The organism is Paraburkholderia suaedae, assembly GCF_040812055.1.
Classification (GTDB): Bacteria; Pseudomonadota; Gammaproteobacteria; order Burkholderiales; family Burkholderiaceae; genus Paraburkholderia.
Genome location: NZ_JBFOAH010000005.1, coordinates 331,178 through 347,778, shown reverse-complemented (window position 1 = coordinate 347,778; position 16,601 = coordinate 331,178). Strand labels below are relative to the sequence as shown.

At 62.9% G+C, this 16,601-nt stretch carries 15 protein-coding genes and 1 pseudogene; 2 read left to right on the top strand and 14 right to left on the bottom strand.

The window, feature by feature from the left end:
• Positions 1-16: 16 nt before the first annotated feature.
• Together ABQJ48_RS10590 and ABQJ48_RS10585 are read right to left on the bottom strand one after the other, a co-directional pair.
• Positions 17-1,246: an efflux RND transporter periplasmic adaptor subunit gene (locus tag ABQJ48_RS10590; protein ID WP_367837864.1), complete on the bottom strand. Its 1,230-nt coding sequence runs from the start codon at positions 1,244-1,246 to the stop codon at positions 17-19.
• A gap of 668 nt (positions 1,247-1,914) precedes the next feature.
• Entirely contained in the window at positions 1,915-2,232 is a 318-nt protein-coding gene (locus ABQJ48_RS10585) for a DUF4148 domain-containing protein (protein ID WP_367837862.1), read from the bottom strand.
• A 568-nt stretch (positions 2,233-2,800) separates the two neighbouring features.
• Between ABQJ48_RS10585 and ABQJ48_RS10580 the strand changes: the two are divergent.
• Together ABQJ48_RS10580 and ABQJ48_RS10575 are read left to right on the top strand one after the other, a co-directional pair.
• A pseudogene (locus tag ABQJ48_RS10580) lies at positions 2,801-3,013 on the top strand (helix-turn-helix domain-containing protein); the annotation flags it as partial.
• A gap of 41 nt (positions 3,014-3,054) precedes the next feature.
• On the top strand, positions 3,055-3,768 hold the full coding sequence (locus ABQJ48_RS10575; RefSeq protein WP_367837861.1) for an IS630 family transposase: 714 nt from the start codon (positions 3,055-3,057) through the stop codon (positions 3,766-3,768).
• A gap of 178 nt (positions 3,769-3,946) precedes the next feature.
• Here ABQJ48_RS10575 and ABQJ48_RS10570 read toward each other — a convergent pair whose 3' ends face one another.
• The 12 genes from ABQJ48_RS10570 to ABQJ48_RS10515 all read right to left on the bottom strand — a co-directional run bounded on the left by ABQJ48_RS10570 (position 3,947) and on the right by ABQJ48_RS10515 (position 16,565).
• Positions 3,947-4,210: a hypothetical protein gene (locus ABQJ48_RS10570; RefSeq protein WP_367837860.1), complete on the bottom strand. Its 264-nt coding sequence runs from the start codon at positions 4,208-4,210 to the stop codon at positions 3,947-3,949.
• A gap of 150 nt (positions 4,211-4,360) precedes the next feature.
• Positions 4,361-5,353, bottom strand: coding sequence for a sugar-binding protein (locus tag ABQJ48_RS10565; protein WP_367837859.1), 993 nt, complete (start codon positions 5,351-5,353; stop codon positions 4,361-4,363).
• A gap of 201 nt (positions 5,354-5,554) precedes the next feature.
• A complete protein-coding gene (locus ABQJ48_RS10560; protein ID WP_367837857.1) occupies positions 5,555-6,550 on the bottom strand; it encodes an ABC transporter permease in 996 nt (331 codons plus the stop codon).
• Positions 6,551-6,605: 55 nt separating this feature from the next.
• Entirely contained in the window at positions 6,606-7,346 is a 741-nt protein-coding gene (locus tag ABQJ48_RS10555; protein WP_367837856.1) for an ATP-binding cassette domain-containing protein, read from the bottom strand.
• A gap of 339 nt (positions 7,347-7,685) precedes the next feature.
• Positions 7,686-8,486 (bottom strand): transglutaminase family protein, encoded by an 801-nt coding sequence (locus ABQJ48_RS10550; protein ID WP_367837854.1) that lies wholly within the window; start codon positions 8,484-8,486, stop codon positions 7,686-7,688.
• Between the two features lie 10 nt (positions 8,487-8,496).
• Positions 8,497-9,447 (bottom strand): alpha-E domain-containing protein, encoded by a 951-nt coding sequence (locus tag ABQJ48_RS10545; RefSeq protein WP_367837853.1) that lies wholly within the window; start codon positions 9,445-9,447, stop codon positions 8,497-8,499.
• Positions 9,448-9,613: 166 nt separating this feature from the next.
• Positions 9,614-11,023, bottom strand: a complete 1,410-nt coding sequence (locus ABQJ48_RS10540; RefSeq protein WP_367837851.1) for a circularly permuted type 2 ATP-grasp protein — start codon at positions 11,021-11,023, stop codon at positions 9,614-9,616.
• A gap of 376 nt (positions 11,024-11,399) precedes the next feature.
• The gene (locus ABQJ48_RS10535; RefSeq protein WP_367837850.1) at positions 11,400-11,852 is read right to left on the bottom strand and encodes an HU family DNA-binding protein; all 453 of its coding nucleotides are present in this window, start codon (positions 11,850-11,852) and stop codon (positions 11,400-11,402) included.
• A gap of 407 nt (positions 11,853-12,259) precedes the next feature.
• A complete protein-coding gene (gene pdxR / locus ABQJ48_RS10530) occupies positions 12,260-13,732 on the bottom strand; it encodes a MocR-like pyridoxine biosynthesis transcription factor PdxR (protein ID WP_367837848.1) in 1,473 nt (490 codons plus the stop codon).
• A 228-nt stretch (positions 13,733-13,960) separates the two neighbouring features.
• Entirely contained in the window at positions 13,961-14,260 is a 300-nt protein-coding gene (locus ABQJ48_RS10525; RefSeq protein WP_367837847.1) for a hypothetical protein, read from the bottom strand.
• Positions 14,261-14,341: 81 nt separating this feature from the next.
• Positions 14,342-15,277 carry a 2-dehydropantoate 2-reductase gene (panE, locus tag ABQJ48_RS10520; RefSeq protein WP_367837846.1) on the bottom strand — a complete coding sequence of 312 codons (936 nt, stop codon included), beginning with the start codon at positions 15,275-15,277 and terminating at the stop codon, positions 14,342-14,344.
• A gap of 292 nt (positions 15,278-15,569) precedes the next feature.
• Positions 15,570-16,565, bottom strand: coding sequence for a nucleoside hydrolase (locus ABQJ48_RS10515; protein WP_473094126.1), 996 nt, complete (start codon positions 16,563-16,565; stop codon positions 15,570-15,572).
• Positions 16,566-16,601: the final 36 nt, after the last annotated feature.

The window sequence follows — 16,601 nt, the reverse complement described above, 5'->3', positions numbered from 1 at the left end:
CTCGCTTGCCTGCTGCTCACGACGCCGCCGCGGCGCTTGCCGCATGCCCGTGCCGATGTGCGTGCTGCGCGGCGGCCGCCGGTGTGCCATGCCCCGGTTCGCCGGCAGCGGCCACACGGACCCGCGCGCCGTCGCTCAACCGGTCCATGCCGTCGGTTACGACGGTCTGCCCTGGTGACAGTCCGGACCTGACCACGGTGTTTTTGCCATCGCTCGGCCCAAGCGTGACCTTGTGTACGGATACCGTATCGTCGCGGTTGACCAGATAGACGTAGTCGCCCGGCGCGCCGCTTTGCACCGCAGGCGTCGGCACGAGCACGGCGTCGTGCAGCGTATCCACCAGCAGCTTCACGTTGACGAACTCGTTCGGGAACAGTGCTTCGTCATCGTTCGGGAAGGTCGCGCGCAACGTGACGGTGCCAGTCGCGGTCGCCATCTCGTTGCTGATGGCGTACAGGGTGCCGGCCGCGAGCTGCTTCGTGTTGTCGCTCGAATAGACGGTCACCGGTAGCTTTGTGCCGGCGCCGAAACGCTGGAGCACGTTCGACAGCGCGTCCTGCGGCACCGTGAACTGCACTGTGGTCGGCTTCATCTGCGTCAGCACGACAATGCCCGTCGTGCTCGATGCGGTGACATAGTTGCCCGGGTCGACTAGCCGCAAGCCCACCCGGCCCGACACCGGCGCGGTAATCCGACAGTAGGTCAGGTCGAGTTCGTACTGCGCGATGCTGGCGAGGTCGGCCTTGACCATCGCCTGATCCTGCTGCACCGTGAATTTCTCGTCTTCGTACGTCTGGCCTGCAATCGACTGACGTTCGGCGAGTTCGGCGTACCGCGCAAGATCGGCCTGCGCCTGGGCGAGGCTCGCCCGGTCTTTTGCCAATTGCGCTTCGGCCTGTTGCTTGTCGATCTCGTACTGACGCGGATCGATCTGCGCGAGGAACTGGCCCTTTACGACCTCCTGGCCCTCCTGGTAACCGACCTGGGTGAGGTAGCCGCTCAACTGCGGCAGGACGGTGACTGTGGCCACCGGCGTGACCGTGCCAAGTGCCGCCATGATCTCCGGCATGTCACCTTGGCTTGCAGCGGCCACCGTCACTACTTGCGCAGCCGGTCGGCGGTGTGCCGGCCTGCGATGCAGCAGATGGAACGTGATCAGTAACAGTAGCAGCGCGGCAAGCAGAATCATCACGCTGCGCCAGCGCAGCGATCGCCGTATTCCCGACTTGGCGGCGGGTTCACTCATGCGAAGCTCCAGGTTCGGAGATGGGGACGATTGAATGCTGCATGCGCATTCTTCGGGCGTAGTCACTGCGTGGTCAATAGGCTGGATGCAGTCTACCAATCTACCCCTTTGAATACCTTTCTACTAACGGCCGAACGGTTTCAAACAATTACGAGCGTGCCCAACGCAAAATAGGATTACTAAATACGCCTTCATCCACTAACCGGTTTGGGTGCAAGTGGCACAGGCGTGCGAGAAACTGACTGGCTAGAAACCGCATAGCCGTCCAGCGTGATTGACTTGGAAGCGAGCCCTTGACTCCTGATCGCTTTCGCGAAGAATTCCTTCGCAACGACATCGCGCTAGCTGAGCCGAAAATCGACCGTATTGTCGGCCCGGTCAGCCGCACGGTGAAGACAGACCTACTTGCCGTGCATCTTCACGTAAGGTCGTCGACTCACCACAGCCGGGCGGCTGCCGTACCAAAGCGGTTACAGCGCTTGACGAACTCGGTTGTGAAGCGCTTGATCCTCGTGTCCCCCAGGGACTTGCTTCGGGGCGTGCGCCAGCGAAAGGCAACGCTCGGACATCATCTCGGCCACGCAGCCGCGAACGACCCGCGTCGATCGCAGTCCCTCGTGAATATGGCGAAAGAAAGTAGTCGACCGTGACTTGCGAGTCACTGAGCGTCAGTGACCGAAGTAGATCGAGCGGGTACCTGCGCTTGTCGTCGGTCCACCCGCCTGCGAGGAACCATCCGGCACTCCCCCTTCGCCCGTGTCACTCGGCGCTGTGGCATCCGGCGCATGCAGACGTGCCTCCGCCGCCTGAATATCCGCCGGATAGTGCAGATCATTGGCGCTCGGCCGGTACCCGGCCTGTTCTAGTCGGACCAGATCCGCGCGCACCTCGGCACGCGTCAATGGCGCAGCAGCATCCTGTGCAAAGGAGATGGCAGGGGCGGCGAGTCCGCCGGCAAGCAGTGCCGCAAAGACAAAAGCTTTCATATTCGATTACCTCCTGAATCCAACTATGGTCGGCTTCGCACACGATGCCTGAAGCCTCCGGTCTCACCGCGTCGTCATAACGACAGTGAAGAGACCTATTCTGTACAGCGCAGGGGTGATGCACCCTGACGCTAACGTTACATTGCTGTCATGTTTGGATTCTTGATTGCCGTTCAATCAGATGCACGGCAATAGGCCGTTTGTGGGGTTGCATCGGTTGCATCCCCGAGTGATCCTGCTCGATCACATCTGTCGCGCCCGTTCGTCAGAATCGATGGCAGGCAGACTTGTACTATTCTGTCGCGAGGAGTTTGGTCTGGTGCATGCGGGAAAAGTAATGGCATGACACCGCGGCCAGGACTTCTGCACCGTAAATACCGACTCCGCGTCGCCGTTCACTGTTGTGGCGATTGAGGTATTCGTATTCAGCGCGTCATCGGTTGGAAGGCGACCGCCTGTGTGGTCTCGCTCACGCCCTGCGTGATCACGATGTACTAAGCAGTGCATAAATAAGCGAACATAAATCGACGCCATGGTCTAAGCTTAGAGGGGCTTGGGGAGAGGCGTGATGCGCGAGGACGACGGCCGACGGCTTTCACATGCAACGCTGGAAGAGATGCGGATCCGCGCGGTCAAGCGAGTCGAAGCTGGCGAGTCGCCCGAGGACGTGATTCGCACGCTGGGCTTCTCGAGGCCGCGTATTTACGAGTGGTTGGCGGCGTGGCGCGAAGGAGGTATTGAGGCGTTACGAGCCAGGTCTATTTCGGGCCGGCCAATGAAGCTGTCGTCCGAAGCGATCCGCTTTGTCTATCAGACGGTCACATGCGGGACGAATATCCGGCGATTGTCAGGCATGCCAAACGCTGTGGGGCTCAGATTTTCTTCGTCGACGAATCGACTGTGCGCTCGGACTACCACAGCGGCACGACCTGGGCACCGATCGGTCAGAAACCGGTGGTCGAAACCACTGGCGCGCGCTTCAAAGTGAACCTGATCTCGGCGATCAGCCCGCGTGGCCAACTCCGTTTCATGTGCTTTGAAGGCAGCTTCAAGATCCCGCTGTACGTCGACTTCGTCAGGCGACTGATACTTAACGCCGACGCTCCCGTCTTCCTGATCGCCGATGGTCATCCGGTTCATCGTTGCAAAGCGATCCGCAAGCTTGCCGCAGAATCGGATGACCGCCTTTGTCTGTTCTTCCTGCCGGCTTACTCGCCGGACCTGAATCCGGACGAACTCGTATGGGGTTATCTCAAGCATCACAAGATCGGCAAGCTTGCTATCAAAGGCCCGGACATCTTAAGCAGGGTGTTCGAGCAGTTCTGCGCTCGTTGCAGAGAATTCCGGCTTTGGTCCGATCCATGTTTCATCATCCGGCAGTCCGTTACGCGGCGTGACGCATGTCCGGTTACTTTGTTTCGGTTTAGTAAGTGCGGGAACCCCCGTACTGGGCATGTCTGCTTGAGTCTCAAAACAGTTTTTCGGAATACGCCCAGCGCGCGATTGCCGAACGGGCCCGAAATTCTGGGCTACTAATTACTGTCCACGAACGAGGACAGGAAGATGAGCGGCGCGTAACGGGAATGGTTGCTACAACGTTCAGCCGGCGGTTGATGACTCGGATTATCTGAGCGTGGCGCATTATTGTAATACGGCAGACGAGCCAGCTTCGACTAGCCCGCTGCCCTTTACGGCGAGTGCGTTCACACTGCGCTTACTCGCTCGCCTGACCTTCGTTGGCGTGTGCGGCGTGCTTCTTGTGGTGATGATGAGCCGGCTTGCGCACGGTGCTTGCGTCGCCAGCTTGCTCATCGTGTTCGACGACGGGAGGCTGTGCCTGGACGTCCCTCGCGTGTTGCTCGATCTGTGCAGCGACATCGTTGTCATGGGTCATGACGATGCCGTTGCTGAGCACTTCTGCCGATGCAGTGCCTGCCACGAATAATGAAACGAGCAGCGCAACAGAGATTTTCTTCATGGTTGTTTTCTTCGGGTTGATGACAGGGTCGCGCCGTCACCCGACAGCGTGTCCAGCGCGCGCACGGATTATCCATGAGAGCGCTGGTCCAATGTGTCAAACCGTGTAAAGGCGATCCTCCGCATCGCCCTCTCAATGCATCGAGCCGATTCAGTGCTTGAGGCAGGTATCGGCGTTCTTCCACGTGCAAGTGTCCAGACCGGTGTGAATGACCGGCTTGACTGTCTTTCCTTCTGCGAGATCACGCATGACCATCGCGGCCTGATAGCCCATTTCTTCAGGCCGCTGGCCGACGAGGACATTGACCTTGTGTTCCTTGAGCGCTTGCAGTTCCGGCCCGAGCGTATCAGCCGAGACGACGACGAACTTGCCGCTCTGGATCTTGTCCATGAGCGGCCCGACGACTTGCGAATACGCCTGCGGAGCAAAAAGCGGCCAGCCGCCTTCGAACACGAAAGCATCCAGACCGGTGGCGTTGGCGGTCAGCGTATCCTGCATCATCTGATTGGCCTTGGCCGCGTCGTCGTTCACGTACAGCGGACAGGCGCCGATCTCTTTCCAGCCGTTTTCGCCGCCGAGCTTCGTGAGTCCTTTCTTGCCGGACAGTGCGTCGCGCGTGCCCTGCGCACGCTGGTTGATGTTTTCGGCGGCGGGATTGCCCATGACGAGGCAGATATTGCCGCCCTTGGGCATCAGCGACTTCAGCTGCTCGCCTAGTTTGACGCCCAGTTCGTAATTGTCGGTACCGACATAGCTCTTGCGCAGCGATGCATCCTTCGGCAACAGGTCGGCATCCGCGGTGATGACGGGAATCTTCACACTGCGGCGGCGCAACTCTTCCGCGACCGCCGGTGCGTTCGCGGGCGAAATCGCCATGGCCGCCACACCCTTGGTCAAGAGGTCGTCGATGATCTGCACTTCGGCGGTTTCATCGGCGGCCGTGGCAGGGCCGGTGTAATAGCAAGTGTAGCCCTCCTTATGAAGTTCTTTGTTCGCCCGCTCGCATCCCTGATGCATGAGGTCGAAGTAAGGGTTATCGAGACCCTTCACCACCAGCGCCAGGGTCTTATCGGCTGCGAAGGCGGGAGAAGCCATCATGGCTAGCGCTCCGGCCGCCGCAAGACACATCAACGTTTTCTTCATTATTGCCTCCTTTTCGGCGCCGGTTTGCGGTGCCATGTCAGCTCGCATGATTTTCGTCATATCGCAAGGGCAGTCTTTTACGGGCCTCACCTTCCGCGGAACGTCAATCTTCTTGTAAGCACTGGCGTCCGGCAGTTCCGCGTACTGTCCGATCGCACGCCAGGCACCGACGCTATCGCGGCTGGTGCGCGGGAAGACATTTCAATTTGCCTGGCGCTCCCCGCCGAGCCGGTTGAAAAGCACGGCGACGATGATGAAGGCTCCGACAACCGTGCCCTGCCAGAACGAGTCGACGCCAAGCAGGATCAGGCTGTTGCGGATGACCTCGATGAGCGCAGCGCCAACGACGGTTCCGAAGGCGCTGCCGATGCCGCCCATCAGACTGGTGCCGCCGATCACGGTCGCGGCGATCACGCGCAATTCGTCGCCGGTGCCAAGGCCCGTCGTCACCGCACCGAGCCACCCGACTTCGAGGATGGCTGCGACGCCCGCCATGAGGCCCGAGAGTACATAGACCGAGCAGACGATGCGACGCACCGGAACGCCCGTGAGATTCGCCGCATGACGGTTGCCACCGACCGCGAAGACGTAGCGCCCCCAGCGCGTCCACGCGAAAGCGAACCAGAACAGCACGACGAGGACGATCAGGAACCACACAGGGTTGGCGAGGCCAAGTGTCTTGCCGCCGCCGAGCGCAAGCAGCTTGCTACCGTCGGGACCGAAATCGAAAATGGTCCGGCTGCCGGAGAACACCAGCGCGAGGCTGCGGCCCACGCTCAGCATGCCGAGCGTCACGACGAAGGGCTGCATGTCGAGGTAGGCAATGAGCACGCCGTTCACCAGCCCGACAAGCCCCGCGGTGAGAAGCCCTATGCCGATGCCGGCCCAGATCGGGTAGCCGGCATTCATGACCACGGAGAGCACGATGCCGCTCAGACCAATAGTGGAACCAACCGAAATGTCGATGCCACCGGTGACGATCACAGCCATCATGCCGAGCGCTACGATGCCGACGAAGGCAAAGTTGCGCGTCACGTTGAACAGATTCTGCTGGGTCGCGAAGCTGGCGGTGACGAATGAAAGCAGGATGCAGGCAACGATCGTAGCGGCCACCACCCAGAACACCTGGCTTGCAAGAAGCCCGGTCCAGCGGGTATGGGTCGTCGCGGCTTGCGGATTGTCCAGCAATGCGGACATTGGCGTGGGCCTTTCCTGCGGATCGTTCAATTTCGGACTCCGGTGCGATTCAGGCTCAGGCGGTTGCGATAGCTCCGGTGATGAGTGCGGTCACTTCTTCCGGGGAGGACGCCTCGGTTTTCTTGTCCGCGACCTTGTGCCCCCGCCGCATGACCACGACACGGTCGGCGACCGTGAACACATCGGGCATGCGGTGGCTGACCAGAATGACCGCGATGCCGTGTTCGGACAGGCGTTTGATGAGCGTGAGCACCTCCGCGACCTGCCGGACGCTGATCGCCGCGGTGGGCTCGTCCATGATGACGAGACGCGCCTCGGACAGGCGTGTGCGGGCAATCGCCACAGCCTGTCGCTGCCCTCCTGACATCTGCCGGACGAGATCGAGAGGGCGGGTTTCGGATTTGAGTTCTTTGAAGAGCTCACCGGCGCGCCGGTACATGGTCGCGTGATCGAGAATGCGGATCGGCCAGAAACCGAGTCGCGGCTCGCGGCCGAGAAACACGTTGGCCGCCGCTGTCAGATTGTCGCAAAGCGCGAGGTCCTGATAGACGACTTCGATACCTCGCGCCCGCGCGTCGACCGGCTTGTTGAAGTGCACCTGTTTGCCGTCGATGAGGATCTCGCCGTGCGACGGCGGAAAGTTACCGGCAATCACCTTCACGAGAGTCGATTTGCCGGCGCCGTTGTCGCCCATCAGTCCAACCACCTGGCCTGGCTCGAGGCTTAGCGTGACGTCGTTCAGGGCGTGAATGGCCCCGAAGTGTTTGGAAACGTCTCTGAGCTCCAGAAGACTCATGGATTGTCGCGCTCGCTCCAGTGCACGCGCCCGTTTGTTCGGCAGGGCCACCGATAGACACGCATTAGCCAACAATTTTTTATAGCACAACGATGCTGTTTGGCAAGCGTGCATTGGCCGCGCTGCTACCGGGTCGCTGTTGACCAGATAGTGAGATCGCAAAAACGGCGCGTAATGACAATGCGCTGAACACATGTCGTTGCTCGAACTCGCGCGCTTCATCCATGAAGCCACCGGCGATGAGACCCGACAATGTGTTGTCAACCTGTACGGCTCAGGAAAGCGACGTGCGCGGCGGACACGTCGCGAGCGAGCCGTCCCGCACGGGCAACCGGCTCTCTACTGAGGCACTTGCGCGTTCACCGTCACGGAGACTTTCAGTTCCTCTTCGAGCCCGCCGATACGCCGTCCCCGCACCGGCGCGGCGGCTTCATAATCGCGCGCGACGGCCAGCCGGCAGTAGATTTCGCTGGCAAACGCGGCATGCGTGACGTCGATCGAAATCCAGCCTCTGCCATCGAGCCACACGTCGACCCACGCATGGCTCGCGCCGTGTGGCACGTCGCCGGGTTCGATATAGCCGCTCACATAGCGCGCCGGAATGCCTCGTGCGCGGCAGCAAGCCAGCATCAGATGCGCATGGTCCTGGCACACGCCGTTGCCGAGCGCGAGGGCCTGCGCGGCCGTGCTGGTGACCTGGGTCACGCCCGGATGGTAACCAACGCGCTGCACGATGCGCTCGGACAGCGCGATCAGACTGGCCGGGCTCGCCAGGCTCGGCACCGATTCCGCCAACTCGCGGATTCCCGCGTCGGCCTCGGTCAACGGCGTCGCGCAGGTGAAATGCTCGAGCGGGATCGGCCCGGGTGGGTCGCGCAGCAAGCCGTCGACGAGCGGGATCGGGCTCACCTCGCCGGACACATGCAGATGGATCTCTTTATGCGGCTTGTTGATGACCAGCGTGTGCAGGATGTTGCCGTAAGCGTCGACGGTCGCGTCGAGCTTGCCGGGCGCGTCGATGCTCCAGCGCCGCACCACCTGCGACGCGCCGCTCGCGGGCGTCAGACGCAATTGCTGGATTGAATAATGGACCGTCGCTTCATAGCGATACGACGTGTCGTGGCGGATCGTCAGGTACATAGAAACTCCGTCAGGCGACTGGCAGCATCAGATAGGTCCGCGCGACCAGGTTGCCCAGCTCGAACACGCGAGCCAGGAACTGGGTCAGATAGCCGTGCAATCCGGCTTCCAGAATCTGCCGGATGTCGGAATACAGCAGCTCCGCGCGCAGCTTGCCGGCAAAGCGTTCGCACTGGGTCGAACCCGCGGTGCGCAGCATCGCCAGATTCGCGCACACGCCTTCGAGCGACGCGAGCAGCGAGCGCGGCATCTGCTGGTTGAGGATCATCAGTTCGACCACGCGCGCCGGCGTGATGACATCGCGATACACCTTGCGGTAGATCTCCAGCGCCGATACCGAACTCAGAATCGAGGTCCAGTAATAGAAGTCTTCGAGCTGGCGCGCGGCATCGCGTGAATTCGGTTCGACATCCGCGAAGCGCACGTCGAGAATTCGCGCGGTATTGTCGGCGCGTTCGAGGTAGGTGCCGAGTTGCGTGAAAAAGAACGCGTCGTCCTGCAGCGCGGTACCGATCGTCACGCCGCGCGACAGATGCGAGCGGAACTTCACCCATTCGAACAGCGCGCCCGGATTGTTCGCGGCCTGCCCCGACGCAATGCGCTCGTTGAATTCGAGCCACGTGTCGTTGATCGTCTCCCACCATTCGGTGGTCAACGTGCCGCGCACGGCGCGGGCGTTTTCGCGGGCCGCCTGCAAACACGAATGGATGCTCGACGGATTGTTGGCGTCGGCCACCATGAAATCGAGCACGTATTCGCGAGTCGGCTCGTCGTAGCGCTGCGCGAACGCGGCTTCGAGTTCGGAGATGCGCAGCACCGAACGCTGCGCGCGCGCCTCGTGTTCGGGCGTCTGCGGCAACAGCAGCGCCTTCAGGTTGATGTCGAGCATGCGGGCGGTGTTCTCCGCGCGCTCCATGTAGCGGGCCATCCAGAAAAGGTGATCGGCGGTGCGGCTTAGCATGACGGCGTTCCGTATCTGATGAGGCCGGGCTTGCGTCGAAGCAACAGGCCCGCGCCGGTTATCCGTGGGCGCCGGCGGCGGGTTGCATGCCGCCGCGGCGCGCCGGGTTGCGAACGCTGGCCCGAGCGCGCGATGAGCGGCCCAGGCAAGCGCACCGACAACTGCGTCAGTCGACCATCCAGGTATCTTTGGTCCCGCCCCCCTGCGACGAGTTGACGACCAGCGACCCCTCCTGCAACGCGACGCGCGTGAGCCCGCCGGCCACCATCGTGACGGTCTTGCCGGACAGCACGAACGGACGCAGATCGATATGGCGCGGCGCGATGCCCGCTTCGACGAAGGTCGGACACGCGGACAGCGCCAGCGTGGGCTGCGCAATGTAGCCGCCCGGCCGCGCGATCAGACGTTCGCGGAACGCCTCGATTTCGGCCTGCGTCGACGCCGGCCCCACCAGCATCCCGTAGCCGCCGGCGCCATGCACTTCCTTGACGACCAGCTCCGACAGATGCGCGAGCGTGTAGGCCAGGTCATCGGGCTTGCGGCACTGGAACGTGGGGACGTTGTTGAGGATCGGCTTTTCGCCGAGGTAGAACCGGATCATTTCCGGCACGTACGGGTAGATCGATTTGTCGTCCGCGATGCCGGTGCCCATCGCGTTCGCGAGCGCGACGCGTCCGGCGCGATAGGCAGTGAGCAGCCCCGGCACGCCCAGCGCCGAGTCGTTGCGAAATGCCAGCGGATCGAGAAAGTCGTCATCGACACGGCGGTAGATCACGTCCACGCGTTTGGGCCCTTGCGTGGTGCGCATGAACACGTAGTTGTCGTCGACGAACAGGTCTTTGCCTTCCACCAGTTCCACGCCCATTTGCTGCGCGAGGAACGTGTGCTCGAAATACGCGGAGTTGTACATGCCCGGTGTGAGTACCACCACCACCGGATCGTCGACGCCTTCGGGTGCGACCGAGCGCAACGTATCGAGCAGCAGGTCGGGATAGTGCGCGACCGGTGCGATGCGATTTTGCACGAACAGTTCGGGGAAAAGCCGCATCATCATCTTGCGGTTTTCCAGCATATAGGAGACACCCGAGGGCACGCGCAGATTGTCTTCGAGCACGTAGAAGTCGCCCTCGTCGCCGGCGCGCACCACGTCGACACCGGCAATATGCGCGTAAACACCGAGCGGCACATTCACGCCCTGCATCTCCGGCCGATACTGCGCATTGGTATAGACCTGCTCGGCCGGCACGATGCCCGCGCGAACGATGTTGCGATCGTGATAGACGTCGTGGATGAACAGATTGAGCGCCTGCACCCGCTGGCGCAAGCCGGCTTCCAGCGTCTGCCATTCGCCGCGCGCAATGATGCGCGGGATCAGGTCGAAAGGAATTAGCCGCTCGGTGCCCGACAGATCGCCGTTCACCGCGAACGTGATGCCGACCCGGCGAAACAGCAAGTCGGCTTCCGCTCGCTTGCGAGCGATCGCCTCGTTGCCCTGCGTGACCAACCATCGCTCGAAACGCGCGTAGTGAGGCCGCACGGCATCGTCTTGATGACGCATCTCGTCATAGCATCGCATGTCACGCCCCACTCTTGTTGTCGTATGGAAGGCGAATGCGCTGCGCATTCGGTGTTCGACCTCAACAAAGCAAACGCTATGCCATTGGGTTTCTGGCACGCGAAACAGGTTGCCTGCCCGCTAACAGCGTCTTCCGGACGACCTCGCTACGTTGCCATCGTACTGCGGCGTTCTACGATGCGCTAGTACGGTGCATGGGGAGCACCGCGATGCACGCGCGCAGGCTTCGCCGGCCGCGAGCGCACGAAAAAAATCCCCGTGGATTCGCACCCACAGGGATTTGACAACTTGCACTGCCGATCTACTCAAACGTCAACCATGGTCAAACGCTGCGTTTCGCTGCGCCAAGCGCACCATGGCGACGCGTGATGTGCGATCAGCCGCCTGCAGCGTCTTTGAGCTTCTTCAGCGCGCGCGCCTTGATGCGCACGCTAGCCGGCTTGGCCGGGAACCAACGCTCTTCACCCGAGAACGGGTCCTTGCCGAAGCGGCGCTTTTTCGCCGGCACAGCTTGCACGACGATTTTCAGCAGGCCCGACAGCGTGAATTCGCCAGCGCCCTTCTTGTGCACGGCGCCGAGGATCGTGTCTTCGAGCGCGGCCAGCACGGCCTTGGCGGTCTTCGGTTCAACAGCGGCGCGTTCAGCGACGTGAGTAGCCAACGAGGCCTTCGTGAAGGTGTCCTTGATCGGCGACGGTGCGCTGGACGCCTTCACGGCGACCTTCTTGGCTGCGACGGCTTTCTTCGCAGGGGCTTTCTTTGCAGCAACCTTTTTGCTCGGTACCGGGGCAGCAGCCTTCTTGGCCACCTTTTTTGCGGAAGTCGGCATGTTTCTCCTACCTGTTGTGGTCAGTGAATTGCTCGAAGCGCACACGCCATGTGCACGCTTCAACGCCGGATTCTACAAGCGCCAATGCGATTTGCGCGACTCTTTTGTGTATCAGGCTCAAGGTTTGTTGCGCGGCGCAGACTCCGCAACACATTTTGATGCTTGTTTTAGCGGGTAAACGTGTGTGGACGAGGTGGGCAACAGCGGCGCGTAACGCACGTTACAGTTCATTTCCACACCTGAATACAGGCATTTTGCGCGTGCCAACGCATCGCGATATCTCGCGCCACAGGGGCGGCGCGCGCGTGAGGCGCATCACGAGCGGGTTGGTCGGCGCGGCGCCGTTCATGCTCGAGCAGCGCAAAACACGGCGGGCGCGCCCGATTTCGACCGGCCGACGCGAGCCGTCAGCGCCCCACGCGCGGCAGAATGCCCGCTAGCTTCGTGAGCGCGGCGTCGATGTGTTCGACCGCGATGCTGCCGTACCCGAACATCAGCCCGGGCTGCGGCTGCACACGCCGATGAAACGGCGCGAGTCCATACAGCCCAATCGACGCCTCGCGCGCCGCTTCTATCACCGCCTGTTCGGCCAACGGCGCGCGCAGACGTGCGGCCATATGGATGCCCGCGGTCGGCACGATCGGCTCCAACCAGCGCGCGAGATCGCCCTGCAAATGCTCGAGCAGCATCGCGCGACGCGCGGCGTACACCTTATGCACGCGCCGCAGATGCCTGGCGAAGTCGCCGTTGAGCATGAACGACGCGAGCGCGGTTTGCGTGAGCGTGCAGCCGTGCCAGTCGGCAATCTGACGCGCCTTGAAGAGCGGCCCGTAGAGCGACGCGGGCGGCACCACGTAGCCGACCCGCAGTTCGGGGAAGATCGTTTTCGAAAAAGTGCCCACGTAGGCGACGAGTCCCGCGCGATCGAGGCTCTTGAGCGGTTCCATCGGCCGGCCTTCGAAGCGGTATTCGCAGTCGTAGTCGTCTTCGATGATCACCGCGCCGCGCTTTTGCGCCCATTCGAGCAGTTCGACCCGGCGTTCGAGGCTCATCGGCATGCCCAGCGGAAACTGATGCGAAGGCGTCACATACACGAGTCGCGCCTTGTCCGGCAGCTTGCCGACGATCAGCCCTTCGCTGTCCACGGGCACCGGCACGACCTGCGCACCGGTGGCGGTGAAGCATGCATGTGCGGGCGGATAGCCGGGGTCTTCGAGCGCGGCGACTTCGCCTCGCCGCAACGTGATGCGCGCCATCAGATCGAGGGCGTGCTGCGCGCCTTGCGTCACGATCACGTCTTCCCAGTTGCTGGATACCGCCCGGTTGAACGCGAGGTAGCGGGAGATCGCGAGGCGCAGTTCCTGCTCGCCGGCCGCGTCGCGATACATGCCCGGTCCGCGCGCCTGCGCACGCAGCGCGTGATTCACGCAACGACGCCAGGCATCGAACGGGAACAGCGCCTTGTCGGTCGCGCCGCCGACGAAATCGTACGGCGCAGGCACAGAAGGGCGCGGCAGCGGCATGCGCGCGGGCATCTGCTCCCATAGCGGCAGCGCGCGGGCCGCCGGCCTGGCCTTGCTCCGTTCACCCGACCAGCCGGCGGCCCGCGCATGCGCGGAGCGCTCGATCGGCAGGCGTTGCAGACCCTCGGCGACGAAGGTGCCCGAACCGGCGCGCGCGCTCAGATAGCCTTCGGAGAGCAGGCGCTCGAACACATCGAGCGTGGTCTTGCGCGACACGCCCAGTTGCGTGGCGAGATCACGCGTGGACGGCAAGCGCGTGCCGCCGGCGAGCCGTCCTTCGAGAATCCCCGCGCGCAGTTGCCGATAGATCTGTCCGGACAGGTCGTGCTGCCCTTGAACCGCGATATGAATGTCCATTCCTGTGACTGCTTTGGAGAGGCGGGAAATCGCTTTCTGGAAACACCGGCGCTGCACGTAAGCGTGCCGCTGCCCGACGCAGGCGCAGCGCAGATCGGTGAAAACGAGCGTCTCATGACCGACGCGCGCAAGCACGGCGAAAGCGAGCGGCGTTCTGGCTTACGCGACGTCAGGAATCCTGCACGTCGACCTGCTGGCCGTACGAACGGGCCGGGCGCAAACGTCGGCCTAGAAAATCACCGAAATCGCCACCGCGAACCAGATCGCCATCACGCCTGTGAGAAACAGATGCCGTGCAATGCGAATCCGCGCATCGCTGGTTTCCGGCACGACGGGGCTCGTCGCCATCCACGGCACGAGCCCGAGGCACGCAAAGCCGATCAGCGCGGCCACGAATACGACGATGTCGGCCACGCGCCAATGCGTCGGCTCATACAAGCCCCAGTAGCCGAGAAAGACGATGCCGATCGAGAAGATCGTCGCCGAAGCGGCACTGAGCGCGGGTACGGAGCCGGTTGGCGTCGGCATGGTTCACCTCCGATCGTTGAACTGCGATGGTGGTCCTGCTCCATCCACTTCGATCCCGCACCGGCTTCGGCAATCGCTCACTCAGGACGTGCGGGCCTGGCGTGCTTCATATGTCTTCAGGTGAGTATGGGCGATGCGCAGCAGCGACAAACCGTGCTCGCCGTTTTGTGCGTCGCCGCCGCGCGAGATCAGATCGCCGAGAATGTGATCCGCCTCCGTATGCGCGTGATTCTCCACGTCGCGCAGCATCGACGCGGTGAGCGGCGCGGGCGTGAACAGCGTCTGCGTGGCGCGTGCGTCGAAGTCCGGCTCCATCGCGAAGCCGTTGCGTTCGGCCACCGCGCGGCATTCGCCGAGCAGATTCTCGATCACGCGTTTGCCGTCGGGCGCAGCCAGAATATCGCCGACCGAACCGCGCATCAAGCAGGTGCTCGCTGCCAATGTGGCCAGGAAGACCCATTTCTCCCACATGCGCAGCAAAATGTTGTCGCTGACCGAGACCTCGAAGTTCGCGCCGGCCATCGCGTCCGCAACGGCCTGCACACGCTCGGACGTGCCACCCGCCAGCTCGCCGAACGTCATGGCCTGCATCTCGTTGAGGTGCACGATGTGCTGCTCGGCATCGAGCGTCGCGGCGATCACGCATTGGCCGCCCAACACGCGCGACGCCCCGAACTTCGCGGTGAGCGCGTCGATGTGGCGCATGCCGTTGAGCACCGGCAGGATCAGTGTCGATTCGCCGACTAGCGGTGCGAACGAGTCGATGGCGTCGTCGAGACTGTAGGCTTTGCAGCTGAGCAGCACCAGATCGAACGGCTCCGCGTTCACACCGGCGAGAATCGTCTTCACGTCGCGCAACGCAAGGTCGCCGCGCGGGCTCCTGATGACGAGCCCCTCGCGCTGGAGCTTTTCGGCACGGCCCGCGCGCACGAGGAAGGTCACGTCCTGGCCCGCTGCCGCAAGACGTCCGCCGAAGTAACCACCGACCGCACCCGCACCCACCACCAGAATTCGCATCTTTGGCCTCTTGAGAAATTTTCGTCACGCGCGCCGCGCGCGACAGCGACCAGATACGCAGTCGCGTACGCGGTACCTGTGCAGCAATGTAGCAAAGAATGCGGGCCGGCATGGCGCGCGCGCACCGCAACGGGATGTGCTGCGACGCAGTGTCGGGGTTGGGGTCGGCTGGAATGGAAGCTGGACCGCCACGAGCGCGGCGGCCGGTGCAATCGCGTCAGGCGGCAATGCCTGGCGCCCTCGCTGCGGGGTTCATCTGCGCGCCCGCACCGCGCCCATCGAATCGCTCTCGTCAATTTCGGCCGAGCGTGCCGCACAGCGTGCGTTCGTACAGCGCCAGCACGCCTTGCACGTCGACGCCGACACACACGTTGCAGTCGGGGCGATGATCCCAGTCGGGCGCCGGCACGGGTAGCGTCGAAGGCTTCTGAATGGTCTGGCCTACGGCGATGCCTTCGGTCAACACACGCACGGGACCGCTGCGCGTCGTATAAAGATGGGGCGCCAGCAGGTACGCGACCGCCGAGGCGTCATGCGCATAAATGCCCTGCAGTTGCGCGCTTTCCTGATGAAACGCCTCGTAGTGCCGCGACACGTCCCACACGAACTGGCCCGCCGCGCCGCCGCGCTCGCGCAGCGACGCCAGATAGCGGCGGCTCATGATGGTAAGCTGCGTGACGTCGAGACCGACGATCGTCACCGGCCACGCCGCGCCGAGCACGAAATCGGCCGCATCCGGGTCGCCCAGCATGTTGGCTTCCGCCGCGGGCGTCACGTTGCCGAGCACGCCGCCCGTGCCGAACGCCCCGCCCATGATCACCACCTGTTTGACGAGCGCTGCGATTCCGGGATCGTCCGCGAGCGCCAACGCGAGGTTGGTGAGCGGACCGACGGCGAGCAGCGTGACTGCGCCGGGATGCGCGCGCACGGTGTCGATGATGAACCGGTGTGCAGGGCGCGCGTCGAGCGGCGCCTGGTCTACCGCTTGGTCTACCGCTTGATCAACCGCTTGTTTAACCCCTTGTTCAACCGCTTTTTCAACCGCTTCTTCAACCATAGCGAGCGCGATGTTGCCCAGGCCGTTGTCGCCATGAATCCGCGCGAGGGGTTCAGGCGCGGCGCGTTCGAGCGGCGCCGCCGCGCCCCGCGCGACCGGCACGCCAGGCGCGAAACGCCCGGCCAGATAGCGCGCGTTGCGGGTCGTGGTTTCGATCGTCGCGTTGCCGAACACGCTCGTCAGACCGAGCAGCGCGATGTCCGGATGCAGCGCCTGAAAGACCAGCGCCATCGCATCGTCGACGCCGGGGTCGGTATCGTAGATGAC